Consider the following 16,409-nt stretch of genomic DNA (forward strand, 5'->3'; position numbering starts at 1 on the left):
TTAAGGGAGAAATTGCTTGATACGGATTTCGGCCTGCGGATCGCGGAAAGCTGTTGCCTTCCGTTCGATGCGCGCAAGCTGGGCGAGAGCAAGTGAACAGGCGTGACCGTAGCGCGCCTTCACACGGTCGCTGGCAATGGTCAGCGCCTGTCGGCTGCGAGCAAGGAAATCAGGCAGCAGATAGCTGGCACCCTCGTCGAAGTAATCGCGGACGACCAACGAGGGCGAATAACATTCCTCATCGCTTCCATCCGGCCAGGTCACCACAAAACGCATTTCAGGCATGGGCCACCTCCGTCTGCTCGAGAAAGGCGCAATAAGCCGGCACGTGGGAAAGCGCGACTGACCGCCACTCATGTCGGGCCGCGACGGTGCGGCCCGCTTCGATGCAGACGCGGCGGATGCCGGCGGACGACACCATCATCATCGCATCTGCGATTGAGGCGGGATTTCTCGGGTCGCACCAGACCGCCGCTTGCGGCGGTACATACTCGGTGAAGGGCGGGGTCGACGAAAGAACCACCGGCACGCCGCTCGCCATCGCTTCCAGAACGACAAGCCCGAATCCCTCCTTCAGCGAGGGAAAGACCAGCGCATCGGCGCTACGAAACAGGGCTGGCATATCCTCGTCCGCGACGCCGCCAAGAATATCAACCGCGTCGGCGACGGTCGGTTTCGCCGCGAGCTCCGCAGCAAATCTCGCCTGATATCCCCGGTGGTCGAGCAAGGACAGGCCGCCGGCAATCCTCAGCCGTGCATCCGGACGGAAAGCCAGCACCTGCGCAAAAGCTTCGAGGATGCCAAGCGTATTCTTGCGCTCCTCGACCCCGCCGATAGCGAGAAAAACAGGGCCGGCAGTTTGCGGCAACTGCCTGGCAAGCCGGAGGTCACTTTCATCCTTCTCTGGCGTGAACCGGGCCGTATCGACACCGTTTCCGATGCAGGTCGCCACGCGTCCGCATTCGTGGAAATAGCGGCGCCAATGGTCGCTGACGGTGAAAAGACGGTCCGCGCAGTCAACTGACCTGGACTGGAGCGCCATCAGGTGCGGGTCGGCGAAGCTGTCGAGATGATGAACGGTGCGACAATACCCCTCGATCAGCCCCCTCTCCTTCAAGGTCGCCATCGCATTGCCTGAAATGCCATCATGGGCATGGAAGAGGTCGAAGCCGGCCGTCCCGTTCCGCTCGAAATGACGCACGTAGTCGTCAATTCGCTGCTCGACCATGGCCGTCATGCCGGATGCCGCTGGCGCGACGGGGAAGCTGTGCAGGACACAGCGCGCAGCGCGGAAGAAGCCCTTTCCGGAGACATCCGGCGCATGCAGCACCACCTGATGGCCGAGATCACAGAGTGCTTCGGAAAGCTGGAGAGCGTGGACCACGCCGCCGCGCGGATTTGTGGAATGGGCAAGCATGGCGATGCGCAGGCTGGTGATCATTCGGCAACCTCCCTGCGATGGAGCTGCATAAGCGGCTGCGAAGCATGGTCCCGGATCAGCGCCTTCTTCTTGCCCGATGACACACTCACCGCCGACCCTTCGGTGACAGCGCCGATGACGGCGGCTGTCAGATCGCGGCCGGCAAAGAGCGAAAGGACGCTCTCCGCATGCTCGGATGGAACCGACAGCAGATAGCCATAACTCGGAAAAGATGCGATCCAGCGCGACAACGTGACGTCAGGGGGAACCGGGATCCGATCGAGATCGATGTCGATGCCGACACCCGAACATTCTGCCAGCATGATTGCCGTGCCGACGATGCCGCCCTGGCTGATGTCCTTCGCTGCTTTCGACCATCCGGCCTCGGCGATCCGGGGCAGGAGATCGAGGTCTGCGCGCAGGCGTGCCGGCGGCGCGGTGGTCGCGGCCTCCCAGTTGTCGAAAGGCTCACGATAGCGTCCGCGATGATCAACAACCGCAATCAGAGCTTCTCCCGGATTCGCGTCGAAGCTGGTCAGCAGCCGCTTCGCCTTGCCGAGTACCGCGACCGAGAGCTGACCGCGATCCGTCTTGAGATTCGTATGGCCGCCGACGATCGGCACAGCGAAGGCTTCGGACGCCGCCTTGAGGCCGGCGAGAACCGGTGCGGCATGCGCTTCGCCATTCGCCCAGATCGCATTGACCACCGCGATCGGGCGTCCGCCCATGGCGGCGATGTCGGAGAGGTTGACCATGACGCCGCACCAGCCCGAGAACCATGGATCGTCAGCCACGAATTCGTTCATGAAGCCCTCGATGGCGAAGAGCAGATAGCCGTCGCCATCAGGGATTGCCGCACAATCATCGCCGACGGCGATAGGTTGCCCGGCCAACCGAAGGCCATCTGCAACACCGGCGATATCGCGCTTGGCCGCAATGCTCCCACTTGCCCGCAAGGCCTCGACGATGGAGTGGAACGCACTTGCCACCATGGTCAGGCCGCCTTTCTGGGAAGAGCGACGAAACCGGCCTCCGGGGAAAAGCACGGCGGATAGTAGTTGAGATCGGCCTGCATGCGCAGATGGGGCCTGCCATGGATCTCCAGTTCCTCGATCACCCTCCAGTGCAGGCGACGGAAGAGCAACCCGTTCTGCGCCTGCACACTGGCGAGGAAAGTGTGGCAGCCCATGGCGTGGGCGGACGAGACCGCAAGCCGGATGAGGGTCGTGCCGAGCGCACCGATCTTCCGGTAATCCGGGTGCACCGCAAGCCGCGAGCCCCACCAGACACCTGGCTCCGCCTCGTGGATGCGGACCGTCCCCACCACGTCGTCGGCAACGACGCCAAGCATCGACAGCGCGACGATCGGCGTGGCAGCGTCATCGATCGCGTCGCGGTCGTCTCCGGCAAACAGGCCCTGTTCGTCACAGAACACGGCGCGGCGTAGCGCGTGCGCGCGATCCCGCTCCCATGCGGAAGTCGCGAATTTCACCTGATACTCGGCGGCGCGAAATATCGGAATCGGATGGACGATCATGCCGTCAGCCTCCTTTCGTAGGTAGAAAGAGCAGAACAGGCGCCGCACTTGCCGCAGCCAGCCTTGATGTCGACGGCCTTCAGCCCGCTCACGACCAGCATTTCGGCCAACGGCTTGAGAATCGAATGCATGAATTCCGGCTTCGGAGTCGGATGGCTTTCCAGCGGTGTTCCAGAGATCGGCACGAAGGGCACAACGAAGGGGTAGACGCCGATTGCGACCAGTTTCTCGCACATGTCGAGAACGGCCTGACGCGTATCCCCGAGGCCGGCGAGGATGTAGGTCGAGACCTGCCCCCGACCGAAAATCTTCACTGCCGACTGGAATGAGGCCATGTATTTCTCGACTGGTACCTGAGCCTTGCCGGGCATGATGCGGGTGCGAACCTCTGGCGTGACGGCTTCGAGATGCATGCCGAGCGTATCGATGCCGGCCTCCTTCATGCGCCCGAACCAGATATCGTCCTCCGGCGGCTCGCATTGCGCCTGGATCGGCAGGTCGACCGCAGCCTTGATGGCGCGCGCGCTGTCGGCGAGGATAGCGGCCCCCCGGTCGTCTCCCTTCGGCGTTCCCGTCGTCATCACCATGTGCTTGACGCCGTCGAGCTCGACCGCTGCTTTCGCGACCTCGGCAAGTTGCTCGGGCGTCTTATGGGCGATGGTACGGCCCGCGGCGAGCGATTGGCCGATCGCGCAGAACTGGCACGTCTTGGTGCGGCTCTGGTAGCGGATGCACGTCTGCAGCACCGTGGTCGCCAACACGTCACGCCCGTGCAGCACGGCGATCTTCGAATAGGGAATACCGTCCGCAGTGACCCTCTCGTAAAAGCGAGGCCGCAGAGGAAAGCTCACCTCTCCCAGAACTTTCCCCTCGCGACTGATCCGGCTCCTGCCTTTGTCATCGGGTTTCTCGACCAGATAGGGGCTTTCGAAGGCCGGTGCTGTATGCACCGGCACCATGACGGTCATGCCATCGATGGTCAGCGCCTTGTGGTCGGAAGGTCCGGCCCCGCCGCGGCGACTTTCGTGACCCGCTTTCGGGTCAACCAGTCTCGCCCCGTAGGACTGCAATTCGTTGATCAGCGTTTCAGTCGAGGGAGACGGCTGAGGGTCCATCAGTTTCGCTCCTGTTCTGTGCGGCCGGAAAAGGGGGGAAGGCGCTGAGGGACGTGACCATCGGCGCGGCGACGCGGTTGTCGAGCGAAAGCTGGAGCAGTTCGGGCCGTGCGTAATGGCCGACTGAATCCATCATGCGCTTGCGCTTGACGATGAGGCTCATGTCGAGATCGGCGATCAGCATGCCCTCGCCTTCCGTCAGCGGCGGCACGACATGCTTGCCCTCCGGCGAGACGATGGCGGTCATGCAGCCCCCGCGCAGCGCCTTCTGCAATCCCCCATCGGGCGTGATGGACCGGATCTGCTCCTCCGTCAGCCAGCCGGTGGCGTTGACGACGAAACAGCCGCTTTCGAGCGCGTGATGGCGGATCGTCACTTCCATCTGGTCGGCGAAGATCGGTCCGACCAACGAGCCGGGGAACTGCGCAACGTGGATGTCCTCGTGCTGTGCCATGAGCGCATAGCGGGCGAGCGGGTTGTAGTGCTCCCAGCAGGCAAGCGCGCCGATGCGGCCGACCGCGCTTTCGACCACCTTGAGACCGGAGCCGTCTCCCTGCCCCCAGATCATCCGTTCGTGGAACGTGGGAGTGATCTTGCGGCGCTTGAGGATCAGGCGGCCATCCGCGTCGAAGACGAGCTGCGTATTGTACAGCGTCCCATGATCGCGCTCGTTGACGCCAAGAACGACGACGATCCCGAATTCGTTGGCAGCGCCGGCAACGGCCTCCGTCGTCGATGAAGGCACCGGCACTGCTTCCTCATAAAGCCGGACATGTTCGCGGCCGGAGAGAACCGGCGGCAGCACGAACGAGAAATAGGGATACCAGGGCACGAACGTCTCGGGAAAAACGACCAGTTCGGCCCCCTTCGACGCAGCGTCCCGGATGGACTCCAGCACGCGGGCGAGCGTCTTCTCACGGGACGTGAGGTCCGGCGCGATCTGGGTGGCGGCCACTCTCACAGTTTTCTTGTCCACGGGCGAGCTCCTTTGGTTTCGGGCAAGCGCGGGACGAGCGGCGTCGCCCCGCGCGAAGGGTCAGAGCGTCCAGGTGTCGAGGATGAACGCGCCGTCACGGCGATGGATGAGGACGAGGTCGAGCACATCGAGGGGGCTGATCGGCTTGATCCCGGGGATCAGCGACGGCTCACCGTGGCCATATAGCGCCTGGAGCGCGAAGCGACAGGCATAGACCTTGCCGCCCTCATCCAGGAACCCTTTGATCTGGTTATTGAAATTCAGGTGCCCCGGAAAGGCTTCGTCGCCGAGCTTCGGAAATCCGCGCTGTACCCCGAGTGTGACGCCCGGACCATACAGAAGGACGGAAGTTTCGAACCCCTTGCGCTGCAATCTCTTGGCCTGCAACAGATTGACGAGGCCGATAGACCCTTCGAAGGCAACCGTGTGGAAGGTAATGAGGGCTTTCTCCCCCTCTTTGGCCTGAACATCCTCGAAAACCTTTTCCTCGTAATCGACGAAGAAATCGCCGGTCTCGTGGGTTGGCTTGGTAACTGCGGGCATTATTTGCTCCTCCGGCTGAAAGGCGTTCCCCAACTGCGGGGCACCTCACCGGATCTGCAAAGCCCGTGCCAAATTGATTCTGGACAAAAATCGCTCAATCGTTGTTCATTTACATTCAATTATACAGTCATTTGAGCGTCATTTGGCGAAATCCGGCTTATTTCCCCTGCATGGAAGTGCCGATTTATGCACCAAATGATAGATTCTTGATACAGTCAATATGCATTCTTTCCTGACCGAGTTTGAGATACCGGTATCGAATTCGAGCTGCAGACCTGGTTTGGCGGGTAGCTCCGACGGAATTCAGACACACGAAGGGACGCGCCCGGAAGAATGGCAGATGACAGACATTGAATGGATCGGTATACAGTCATTTGAACAGGACGGGGAATGACGATGAAGGAATGGCTACCGGATCTCAAGCGCAGCAGCAGTCCGCGTTACATGGCAATCGCCGACCTGATCGAGATGGATCTCAGAAGCGGCGTTTTGGTCGTTGGCGACCGGCTCCCGGCCCAACGCGATCTTGCCCGGCGGCTCGGTATGGATTTCACGACAGTGGCGCGCGGCTATGTGGAGGCCAAGAAGAGGGGGCTGATCGACACCCATGTCGGGCGCGGCACCTTCGTCACGGGAGGTAACGGCAGGGAACGACGCGGCTTTGCGTTCGATCTCACACCTGACCTGCGCAGGCTTCCAGCCATCGACTATTCGATGAACATGCCCCCGGAGCCGGATGACCCCGATCTCGTCCAACGCATGCGCGAGGGGCTTTGCTCGGTTGCGTCCAGCCTCGTGCCGCTCCTGCGATATCAAGGATTCGGCGGTGCCGAGATGGACAAGGATGCCGCAACCGCCTGGCTCAGCCGGCGAAGCCTCCTGCCTTCGCAGGAGAGGATTTTCGTAACGCCCGGCGCCCATCCGGCATTGCTGGCCATTCTCAGTACGCTTGCCAAGCCAGGACAGGTCATTCTTGCGGAGAAGATCACCTATCCGGGCATCCGTTCGATCGCTGCCCAGCTCCGGTTGAGTATGCACGGCCTGCCAATGGACGAACACGGCGTTCTGCCGGATGCGCTGGCGGAGGCCTGCGTAACGCGCTCACCCAAGGCACTCTACCTCAATCCGACGCTTCAAAACCCCACGACACTCACGATTCCGGTCCAGCGGCGGGAGGAAATCTCTGCTGTCGCCCGCAGGTTCAACCTGCCGATCATCGAAGACGACGCCTATGGCTTCATTCCGCCGCAGGCGCCACCGCCTCTCGCCACCATGGTGCCGGACCTGACCTGGCATATCGCCGGGCTTGCAAAATGCATCGGAGCGGGTCTGCGGCTGGCCTATGTCGTGGCACCGGACAGGAAATCCGCCTGGCCCTTCGCTGCAGTCATGCGTGCCAATAACGTCATGGCCTCGCCGCTCAACACGGCACTGGCAACCCGCTGGATCGAAGATGGCACGGCTGACCTGATTTTGCGTTTCATCCGATCCGAATCCGCCGCCAGGCAGCAAATCGTCGCCAGCCTGCTGCCGGCTGGCAGCTACAGAGCAGACCCAATCAGTTTCAACATCTGGCTGCCGTTGAGCAACGGCTGGACGCGCTCAAGCTTCGGGACGCATATGCGCAACAGCTCCATCGGAATCGTTGCAAGCGATGCCTTCACGGTCGACGGCACGCCGGAGGAAGCCGTCCGTATCTGCCTCGGCGGACCAATTACCCGCGAGAAACTCAGAAGCAGCCTGGAATTCATGGTGCATGCACTCAATGGAACCCCGGAAACGGTCGGGTCCTTCGTCTGAAAAAGCGGATACGCACAAGCAGGACCTACCCCCCAACCCGGCCACCGCGACATAGATCTCGCGCCGGCCGGGATGCTTGTCCGCGAACCGGTCGGCGTCGTAGCCGCTGTCATCTGATTAAGCATAACAATCATGTAAGTTGAAAGACAGTCAAACAAGGACGCAAGCATTTTTAGCACGTTCGCCGATAACGGCAAGCAACAAGGAATAGAATAATTCTAATAATTGCCAATGGCGGCCCTCGCTCACGCATGCGTATGGAATTATTCTAATAAATATTCATTGAACAAGGGATATAATATACCTATACACAAGGCGAGATTAAACGAGGCAAGCAGTGGCGCTATGTGGTCCAATCCTCAGATGCTCGCACTCTATCGCACGCATCGGCCGGCGCTCATCAGCTATGCTGCCTCGATTGTCGGCTGTCGAGCTCGAGCCGAAGATGTCGTGCAGGAAGCCTATCTGCGCTTCATGCAAGTAGCGCCGAATGAGAAGGTGTTGCAGCCAGTGGCATATCTTCACCGTATCGTGCGCAATTTGGCGGTCGATTGGAGACGCCGCCTTGACGCAGAGACACGGGGTCAGGAAGAACGGCCTGAACAGATTGTTGACAGCACGCCTACTCCGGAATCCGAGGTGTTATATCGCGACGAGTTGAACTTGCTGGTTGCGGCGCTCGGAGAGCTCCCGGAAGCGACACGGCGTGCATTTGTCATGCATCGTCTCGACGGCATGACACTACAGGTCGTAGCGGAGGAGCTTGGCATTTCAGTCGCCGGAGCTCACCGTCTTGTGCAGAATGCACTTGTCCACTGCGCTCGCCGTCTCGCTGGTGACGACTGAATCGCAGCCTGAAAATTCCTTTGAAAATTCTACTTCCAGAAACGTCTTTTGAATAAGACGTCTTTTTGGACGCGTTCCAGCATTGACGGATGGGCCGCCATCGGCAAATCGAACATATAGGGGTAACATTCGTGCGGACGGGCTTGCTCCTGAAAGAAGCGCGGAGCAGGAACAGGCGCTTGGTCCAGGGAACAATGGGAATATGGCGGAAGCAAGGAAAGAAGAGGAAGACCCACTCCTGGAAGAGGCGTTTGAATTCCTCCTCGCTGTGGAGAGCGCCCCGGAAGACGTGACGCTGCGGGTTGCGCGTGACGCTTGGGTCGCGAAGAGCGAGTTGCACGCTCGCGCTTGGCGACGAGCCGAATATACGTGGCGTCTTTCAGGCGAGCTGTCGAAACGGCCCGAGATGCGAGATCGCGTAGACGGCGCCAGCTTCTCAACTGTGGGCGGGCGAACGCCGCTATCGAGTGCCCGTCCGGCGCCCGTCCAACCGCGACGACGATTTGTATCATCCCGCTGGGCGGCGCTGGCTGCTGCCATGCTGGTAGCGCTCGCGTTCACACTCCAGGCCCCTGATTTGCTGATCCGTATGAAAGCGGACTACGTGACTGGCAGCGCCGAGGTACGAGATCTCCTGCTACCGGATGGATCTCGGCTCTTTATGGATGCCCATAGCGCCGTCGCAGTCGATTTCTCGCCGGAGCAGCGTCGCGTCCGGCTAATCGGTGGCGCCGCATTCTTTGAGGTAAAGTCCGACGCATTGCGTCCATTTGTGGTCACTGTCGAAAGCGCACGCGTGACCGCTGTAGGTACGGCATTTTCCGTCGAAATCGCTAACGGCTGGCTCAGCACGGCGGTCTCCGAAGGGCGAGTGCGTTTCGATCGACAAGGTGCGGATGTCGAGGTTGTGGCCGGAGAGGAGCTTTCTGTAGAACAGGCCTCCGGCAGACACGTGCGACGGTTGCGTGATCCCGCCTATGTTGCAAGCTGGCGAAACAGACGCCTCGTGGCTGACAATGAAACGATTGGCACTATCGTCGACAGGCTGGCGAACCATCACCGTGGCATTATTATCACGCTCGATGGCCAACTGGCGAGAAAGCGCGTTACCGGGATCTATGATCTGTCTCGCCCGATCGATGCACTGCGTGCGGTCGTAGAGCCCTATGGTGGGTCCGTACGCGAGATTTCCCCTTATCTCGTTCTGATTGGGGGGATTTAGCGGCCAAGCCGCAGGATGAAGAATGCCCTGAAAAATTTCCCGCCTTCGTTCGTCATTGTTTTGACGTCGGCATTTGTGCCGCTGGGGCATGCAGCGGTTTCGCTGCGAACGAGGGATTGAAATAGATGGGGCTTCTGGTGTGGGAGAAAAATTGCGGGACAACGCATGAGGGGCGGAACAGGCGTGCAGGCACGTGTTCGATTTGGGGTGGCACAACGGCGCTTGTGTTCTTGCTTGGTGGTCCGGCAGTGGCTCAGCATCCGGAGACGGGCCCGGAGCTCCCTGTCGAACAACAGGCCGGTGAAGTCCGCAGGTTTGATATACCGGCACAACCGCTTTCAAGCGCGCTTACGAGCTTCGGGCGTCAGGCCGGGCTCCAGGTCAGCGCAGCCGCCGGCACCGTGTTGGGACGCGACGCGCCAGCTGTAAGCGGCACGATGACTCCAGAGAACGCATTACGTCTCCTGCTTGCGGGCACCGGCATTGACTATCGAATCCGCAATGGCACTGTCACGCTCGGCCGCAACAGTTCCAGTTCCGAGACGGCTGACGAGGAAGGAACGCTTGTCCTCGATACCATTACGGTTCAGGATCAGGCCGAAAGCGCGTGGGGGCCGGTCACCGGCTACGTCGCGACGCGCACGGCCACCGGTTCGAAAACGGATACCCCCATCATCGAGGTGCCACAGTCCGTTTCTGTGGTGACGCGTGACCGTATCAGGGATCAGGGAGTCTCGACAACGCCGGAGGCGCTGCGTTACACGCCGGGCGTTCTCGCACAGCCCTGGGGCTTCGATCCGCGTTACGATCAGTTCAAGTTACGCGGCTTCGAGATCACTTCCATTGGTGCGTTCAGGGACGGCATGCGCATGCCGACTGCCGGGCTGATGAGCTGGTCATACGATCCATACGGCGTCGAGCGTCTCGAAGTCCTGCGCGGCCCCTCTTCGGTACTCTACGGCGCGGGCTCTCCCGGCGGTATCGTCAACATGGTGACCAAACGTCCGCCGCTGACCCCGCTCCACGAGGTGGAAGTGTCCGGGGGGAGCTATGCCAGAAAGCAGATCAGCGCCGATTTCGGTGGGCCTATCGATGCGGAAGGCATCTGGTCCTACCGCTTCACGGGCCTGTTGCGGGATTCCGATACGCAGGTGGACTTCGTGCGTGACGACCGGCGCTTCGTGGCTCCGGCTCTGACATGGCGACCGAGCGCCGATACCTCTCTGACCGTCTTCGGCAGCTACCAGCACGATTTGTCTTCCTCCTACGGCACCCTTCCCGCGCTCGGCACGCGCTTTGCTACGCCCTATGGCCGGATTGCGCGCAATTTCTTCATCGGGGAGCCGAACTTCGATCGCGTCGAGCGCAAGGCGTATTCCCTCGGCTATGCCTTCGAGCATCGCTTCAACGACAACTGGACCGTGAGGCAGAACCTCCGCTGGGGCTATCTTGAAGCCGATCACGACGTGCTCTATGGCGCCGGTCTGCGGTCGGATCTGCGGACGCTCGACCGCGCCGTTTTCACCGTGGATGGCAAGCTGCGCTCATTCACTGTCGATAATCAGGTGGAGGGCAAGTTCGATACCGGACCATTGACGCATACATTGCTGTTCGGCCTTGACTATCAACATATTCAGGCGCGCTGGACAAATCGTTATTCCGATTCGACCTACGATCCGGACGTGCCGACAATCGATGTCTATGCGCCGCGCTACGGTTACGCGGTACCGATTCCGCCGGTTATCCAGAACAACGAGAATACGCTGTCGCAGGCCGGCTTTTATATTCAGGATCAGGTCAGGTTCGGCGGTCTTATTGTGACGGCCGGTGCGCGCCACGATTGGGCCACCAACAAGCTGAAAGACTATCTTGCCAGATCGATCGATACCCAGGACATGAAGGAACTGACCTGGCGCGTGGGCGTCGGCTACGAGTTTGCCTCCGGCCTTGTGCCCTATGCCGCCTATGCGACGTCGTTCCTGCCGGTGCTCGGCACCGAGCGCTTCGTGGGAAGCGACCGCTCCGGGGGAGCCTTCAAGCCTACGACCGGCGAACAGATCGAGGTGGGCCTCAAGTACCAGCCCGCCGGCACCAACAGCCTGCTGACCCTCTCCCTGTTCGACCTGAAGCAGCAGAACGTGCTGACACCGGACCCCGTCGATCCGCTCTACAGCATCCAGACGGGCGAGATTCACACGCGCGGGATCGAGGTCGAGGCGCAGGCAAGCCTGGCGAAAGGGCTCGACGCCGTCGCCACCTATACCTATACCCACGCCGAGATCAGCAAGGATACGGATCACGACATCGTGGGCAACGCGCCGGCCGTTGCGCCGCGGCACATGGCCTCGTTCTGGCTCAACTACACGCTCCAGGAAGGAACCTTCCAGGGGCTTGGCTTCGGTGGCGGCGTGCGCTGGGTCGGATCAAGCTATGCCGATACGGCGAACAGCTTCAAGAACCAGCCCTTCACAATCGCCGACGCAGCTGTTCATTACGAACGCGACAACTGGCGCATTGCCGTCAATGCCAAGAACCTCTTCGACAAGACATATGTGATCTGCAACGGTAACGACCTGTCCTGCATCTACGGGCCAGGGCGTAGCGTCGTCGCCTCGTTGACCTACCGCTGGTGATCCGTCATTGCCCAATAGAGCAATATCTGTCGGGCCCTTTCGCCCCAGACGTCGCGATGTCGTTGGTACGCTTGCGGGCTTCGTTCTGCTGCCCGCAGCGGCACCGCTTCCGCCAAGGCGCATCGTGGCGCTCGACTGGGGGCTGGCCGAGACGCTGATCGCGATCGGCCTGCCGCCCGTCGGCGTGCCCGAGACCCGCAGCTATGGCGACTGGGTGGTCTCACCCCCGTTGCCGCCGGAAACGGCAGACGTGGGTCTCAGGGTCGAGCCCAATCTCGAAATCCTGCAGCAGCTCGCTCCCGACCTGATTTTGACCATCCCGGACCACGAAGCGATCACGCCGCTCCTCCGCCGCATCGCACCATCGCTTTCATTGCCGATATACGGCTCCGAAGCGGCTCCTTACGCCAATGCGCAGGCCGTCACGCGCCGGCTTGGCATGCTTACCGGCCTGCGCGCGGAAGCCGACCGGCTGATCATGCGCACCGAGGCGACGATGGAGGCCTGCCGCGTGCGCCTTGCCGATATGGAGGAGAAACGTCCTCTGTTCGTGGCTTCCTTCCTGGATGGACGACATGTCCGCATCTATACCCAGAACGGCCTTTTTGGCGCCGTTCTCCAGAAAATCGGAATCGCCAATGCCTGGCAGGGTTCGACAAATGCATGGGGATTCGCAACAGCAAGCCTGGAGACACTAGCGCTGGGTCCCGAAGCGCAGCTGGTGCTGCTGGACCCGTTGCCACGGGAAACAGCACGCACGTTCCGCGATAGCCCGCTCTGGCGCAATCTGCCGATGGTCCGCGCCGGCAGGGTGGCACGCCTGCCGCCTGTGCTCATGTTTGGCGCTCTGCCGGCTGCCATGCGGTTCGCAACTCTTCTGACAGCCACGCTGACCGGGAAAGACATCGATGAGTGACGTGCCCTCCCGGACGACCTCCTGCGGCCCGCCGGCAGACACGGTGTGGCGGAGGTTTCACCATCCGGCATGCTATGTGGCGATAATGGCGTCGGTCGCGGCCTGGCTCAGTCTCGACGCCCTCGCATCGAACCTGCCTCCGGAACTGTGGCTTGCAACGCTCCTGTCACCGGATTTCACCGACCTCAGGCAGCTTGTGACGCGCGAAAGCTTCCTCCCGCGGCTTGCCGTCAGCATCGTTGCGGGAGCGGCACTCGGGCTGGCAGGCGCAATATTCCAGCAGGTGCTGCGCAATCCGCTGGCTTCATCCAATACGCTTGGCGTTGCGAGCGGGGCCCGGCTGGCGCTCGCCATGGCCGGAGTCTGGATGCCGGACCTGCTGCTGGACGGCAGCGAGCCCATCGCCCTGTGCGGCGCTGCCGGCGCATTGCTGCTGGTCCTTGCCATCGCCTGGAAGCAGGGACTTTCGCCGCTTTCGGTCATCATAGCCGGCATGGCGATCAGCTTCGCCGCCGGCTCCGCCGCAGCGGCACTGATCCTGTTCAACGACTATTATCTGACCGCGCTCTTTCTCTGGGGCGGCGGTTCACTCAGCCAGCAAGGATGGGAAACGGCGTGGTTTCTCACCGTGCGCCTTGCAGGCGCCGGCCTCGCCGTTATGCTGCTCATCCGTCCTCTCACGCTTCTGGGTCTTGATGACATCCAGGCGCGCGGACTGGGCCTTGCGCTCGGCCCGATGCGCCTTCTTCTGCTCGGGCTTGCGGTGATGCTCTCAGCCTCGGTCGTGAGCGCCGTCGGTGTCATCGGCTTCGTCGATCTTGCCGCTCCCACGCTCGCCGGCTTCATGGGCGCACGCCATATACGCCAGCGCCTGTTGTGGGCCCCTCCCCTCGGCGCCGCGCTCCTGTGGCTCACGGATCAACTTGTGCTGCGCTGGGCCGGGGATTCCGCCGAAATGGTGCCGACAGGCGCCGTGACCGCCTTTCTCGGAGCACCGTTGCTGCTTTTCATCCTGCCGCGCCTTTCCACGATCGCCGCGCCGGCTGCCGGCGGAATGACGGTCACGCGCCGGCGCCGGCGCCCCTGGCTGTTCATCGGCTCATGCACCATCGGCGCACTGCTGCTCATCTGCGCGACCCTGATGATCGGCCGGGGGCCCCACGGCGTGACAATCGCCGATCCGGAAATGCTTGCCGGTTTGATGCAGTGGCGCGCTCCGCGGATCGAGGCGGCTTTCGCCGCAGGCGTCATGCTGGCAGCCGCCGGCGTGCTGATGCAGCGCTTCAGCGGCAATCCCATGGCCAGCCCCGAGGTGCTGGGCATTTCCACCGGCGCCGCTTTCGGTCTCGTGTCGCTGATGGTTCTCCTGCCGTCGGCTGGCCGGCTGGCCATGATATGGGCTGGTGGCGGAGGTGCGTTCCTAGCCCTCGTCCTCATCCTCTGGCTGGCGAGAGGCCGTCATTTCTCCGTCGAGCGCATTCTCGTTGCGGGCCTTGCGCTTGGCGCCTTCCTGGATGCCTTTGTGGTCACCGTGATGGCCACGGGCAGTCCGCGCGCACCTCTGCTGCTCAATTGGCTGGTCGGCTCCACCTATCGCGTAAGTCCGGGCGATGCGTTGGTGACGGTCGGGCTTGCGGCGGGACTTTTGACGGTGTTGCCGCTTATGGCGCGCTGGCTCGACGTCCTGCCGCTCGGCACCGCTCCGGCGCGGTCGCTCGGCCTGTCCCCGCGCGTCAGCCACCTGTGCATCCTGCTCTTCAGCGCCGTCGCCACCGCAACGGCAACGCTCGTCGTCGGCCCTCTCAGTTTCGTTGGCCTCATGGGACCGCATCTGGCCCGCTTCGCCGGGCTGACCGGCGGTCTGCATCAGGCGCTGGGTGCGGCGCTGATCGGGGGCATGATCATGGCGGCTGCGGACTGGCTTGGGCGGGTGATTTCCCCGACAAGCGCCATTCCCGCCGGCCTGATGGCGACGCTCGTCGGAACGCCGTGCCTCATCTGGCTGCTGCGTCGGCGGTGAGCGGGCCGTTCACATCCGCCTCGCGGCGGGCCAGCAACCGCATCTCACGCACCAGCAGCCCCGCAGCCAGGAGGCTTGCGGCCGCTGCCGCGACGGCAGGCGCCGCCATGAGGCCGTCCAGCCCCCAGAGACCTGGCAACAGCAATACCAGCGGCAGGAGGAGATAACCTTGCGGCGCAAGCGTCACGAGTGCCGCCAGCCGCGTCCTTCCGTTCGCCCTCAGCAGCACGACAAGCACCATCTGCAAACCGAAGAAGGCGAAGAACAGATGCACCGCCACGAGTGCCCGCGCGGCCACGGCCTGCACCTCGATGCTGGACGAAAACAGCGAGACGACCAGCCCCGCCCCGGCAATCATGATCGCCGCATAGGCCAGAGCGAAAACACCCGTGACCTGCACCATGAAACCGAGCGCTTCCCGCACCCGCGCATAGTCGCGGTTGCCGATGGCGTATCCCAGCACGCCCTGGGCGCCGATACAGAACCCGGCAACCGGCAGAACACCCGCCGCAAGAAGACGCAATGCGATCGCGAGGCCCGCAACGCTCTCATCGCCATAGGCGCCGGCCGTCCGGTAAATGAGCATGAAGGTGACCGCGGAAACGATGCTGGCCAATCCAGCCGGCGCGCCGATGGCCAGAATCGGCTCCGCCACCTCCTTCCACAAGGCGCGCGCACTGCCTCGCAACTGGCTGAAGCGCACGCGCAGCAGCCCGAGATCCCGGGAGAAGTATATGAACCAAACGATCATCACCAGGATCTGGGCAACGAGCATGGCCGCGGCCGCGCCCGGAACTCCCCAGCCAAAAACGAAGATGAAGATGGGGTCGAGCACGATATTGACGGCGAAGCAGCCGATGAGGGTCAGCATGCTAAAGCGCGTATTGCCTTCGGCGATGGCGATGAAATCCGCAACGATCTGCATGATCGTCAGCGTCGCCCCGATGGCGAGCAGCGTCGCGTAATCATGCGCCAGGCTGAAAGCGGCCGGCGTCGCGCCGAGCGCTTGCAGAATGGGAGTGAGAAACAGCAGGACGGCGCCCGTAACCGCAAGGCCGGTCGCCATGGCCATGGCGACGGCCATCGTCGCCCCCCGGCTCGCCTCTTCCTGCCGCCGCGCACCCAGCAGACGCGACACCAGCGCGGCCGTACCGACACCGATGGCTTCACCGAAGGCCGCAATCAGGATCGCGAGCGGGAACACGAAACTGACGGCCGCAACCTCCACGGCGCCCAGGATGCCAAGGAAGGCGGCATTGGCGAGATGATGCAGGGCGTTGATGGACAGCCCCGCAACCGCAGGCAACGCCAGCCTGACGATCAGGCGGCGCAGACCGGGAGAGCCGAGATCCAACGGCTCGGGAACCATCATGCGCATGCG

The 16,409-nt window shown here is 62.3% G+C and carries 14 protein-coding genes; 6 read left to right on the top strand and 8 right to left on the bottom strand.

The features are described 5' to 3' along the window. From ACUSIJ_RS21475 to ACUSIJ_RS21505, 7 genes are read right to left on the bottom strand one after another with little or no spacing between them, the layout of a single operon-like run. Nucleotides 1-285, bottom strand: coding sequence for an MSMEG_0570 family nitrogen starvation response protein (locus tag ACUSIJ_RS21475; RefSeq protein ID WP_449310468.1), 285 nt, complete (start codon nt 283-285; stop codon nt 1-3). Beyond that, complete coding sequence (locus ACUSIJ_RS21480; RefSeq protein WP_449310469.1) at nt 278-1,441, bottom strand: MSMEG_0565 family glycosyltransferase; 1,164 nt, start codon at nt 1,439-1,441, stop codon at nt 278-280. Before ACUSIJ_RS21480 ends, ACUSIJ_RS21475 begins: the two co-directional genes overlap by 8 nt. Next, entirely contained in the window at nt 1,438-2,412 is a 975-nt protein-coding gene (locus tag ACUSIJ_RS21485; RefSeq protein WP_449310470.1) for a sll0787 family AIR synthase-like protein, read from the bottom strand. The genes ACUSIJ_RS21480 and ACUSIJ_RS21485 overlap by 4 nt, the downstream gene beginning before the upstream one ends. 2 nt (nt 2,413-2,414) lie before the next feature. Then, entirely contained in the window at nt 2,415-2,957 is a 543-nt protein-coding gene (locus tag ACUSIJ_RS21490) for an MSMEG_0567/Sll0786 family nitrogen starvation N-acetyltransferase (protein ID WP_449310471.1), read from the bottom strand. After that, a complete protein-coding gene (locus tag ACUSIJ_RS21495) occupies nt 2,954-4,072 on the bottom strand; it encodes an MSMEG_0568 family radical SAM protein (RefSeq protein WP_449310472.1) in 1,119 nt (372 codons plus the stop codon). Before ACUSIJ_RS21495 ends, ACUSIJ_RS21490 begins: the two co-directional genes overlap by 4 nt. After that, entirely contained in the window at nt 4,044-5,048 is a 1,005-nt protein-coding gene (locus ACUSIJ_RS21500) for a Nit6803 family nitrilase (RefSeq protein ID WP_449310473.1), read from the bottom strand. Before ACUSIJ_RS21500 ends, ACUSIJ_RS21495 begins: the two co-directional genes overlap by 29 nt. Nucleotides 5,049-5,108: 60 nt before the next feature. Beyond that, on the bottom strand, nt 5,109-5,591 hold the full coding sequence (locus ACUSIJ_RS21505) for an MSMEG_0572/Sll0783 family nitrogen starvation response protein (protein ID WP_449310474.1): 483 nt from the start codon (nt 5,589-5,591) through the stop codon (nt 5,109-5,111). Nucleotides 5,592-5,987: 396 nt separating this feature from the next. Between ACUSIJ_RS21505 and ACUSIJ_RS21510 the strand changes: the two genes are divergently transcribed. The 6 genes from ACUSIJ_RS21510 to fhuB all read left to right on the top strand — a co-directional run bounded on the left by ACUSIJ_RS21510 (nt 5,988) and on the right by fhuB (nt 15,028). Next, nucleotides 5,988-7,391, top strand: a complete 1,404-nt coding sequence (locus ACUSIJ_RS21510; RefSeq protein ID WP_449310503.1) for an aminotransferase-like domain-containing protein — start codon at nt 5,988-5,990, stop codon at nt 7,389-7,391. Nucleotides 7,392-7,754: 363 nt separating this feature from the next. Next, on the top strand, nt 7,755-8,237 hold the full coding sequence (locus ACUSIJ_RS21515; RefSeq protein WP_449310475.1) for a sigma-70 family RNA polymerase sigma factor: 483 nt from the start codon (nt 7,755-7,757) through the stop codon (nt 8,235-8,237). A 202-nt stretch (nt 8,238-8,439) separates the two neighbouring features. Further along, the gene (locus ACUSIJ_RS21520; RefSeq protein WP_449310476.1) at nt 8,440-9,459 is read left to right on the top strand and encodes a FecR family protein; all 1,020 of its coding nucleotides are present in this window, start codon (nt 8,440-8,442) and stop codon (nt 9,457-9,459) included. A 125-nt stretch (nt 9,460-9,584) separates the two neighbouring features. After that, on the top strand, nt 9,585-12,092 hold the full coding sequence (locus tag ACUSIJ_RS21525; protein WP_449310477.1) for a TonB-dependent siderophore receptor: 2,508 nt from the start codon (nt 9,585-9,587) through the stop codon (nt 12,090-12,092). A 124-nt stretch (nt 12,093-12,216) separates the two neighbouring features. Further along, nucleotides 12,217-13,008, top strand: coding sequence for an iron-siderophore ABC transporter substrate-binding protein (locus ACUSIJ_RS21530; RefSeq protein ID WP_449310478.1), 792 nt, complete (start codon nt 12,217-12,219; stop codon nt 13,006-13,008). Continuing rightward, entirely contained in the window at nt 13,001-15,028 is a 2,028-nt protein-coding gene (gene fhuB / locus ACUSIJ_RS21535) for a Fe(3+)-hydroxamate ABC transporter permease FhuB (RefSeq protein ID WP_449310479.1), read from the top strand. Before ACUSIJ_RS21530 ends, fhuB begins: the two co-directional genes overlap by 8 nt. Here the strand turns inward: fhuB and ACUSIJ_RS21540 are convergent. Continuing rightward, nucleotides 15,003-16,406 (bottom strand): MATE family efflux transporter, encoded by a 1,404-nt coding sequence (locus tag ACUSIJ_RS21540; protein ID WP_449310480.1) that lies wholly within the window; start codon nt 16,404-16,406, stop codon nt 15,003-15,005. The two genes, fhuB and ACUSIJ_RS21540, sit on opposite strands and share 26 nt — an antisense overlap. Nucleotides 16,407-16,409 lie beyond the last annotated feature (3 nt).

It is taken from the genome of Pseudochelatococcus sp. B33, assembly GCF_053570585.1.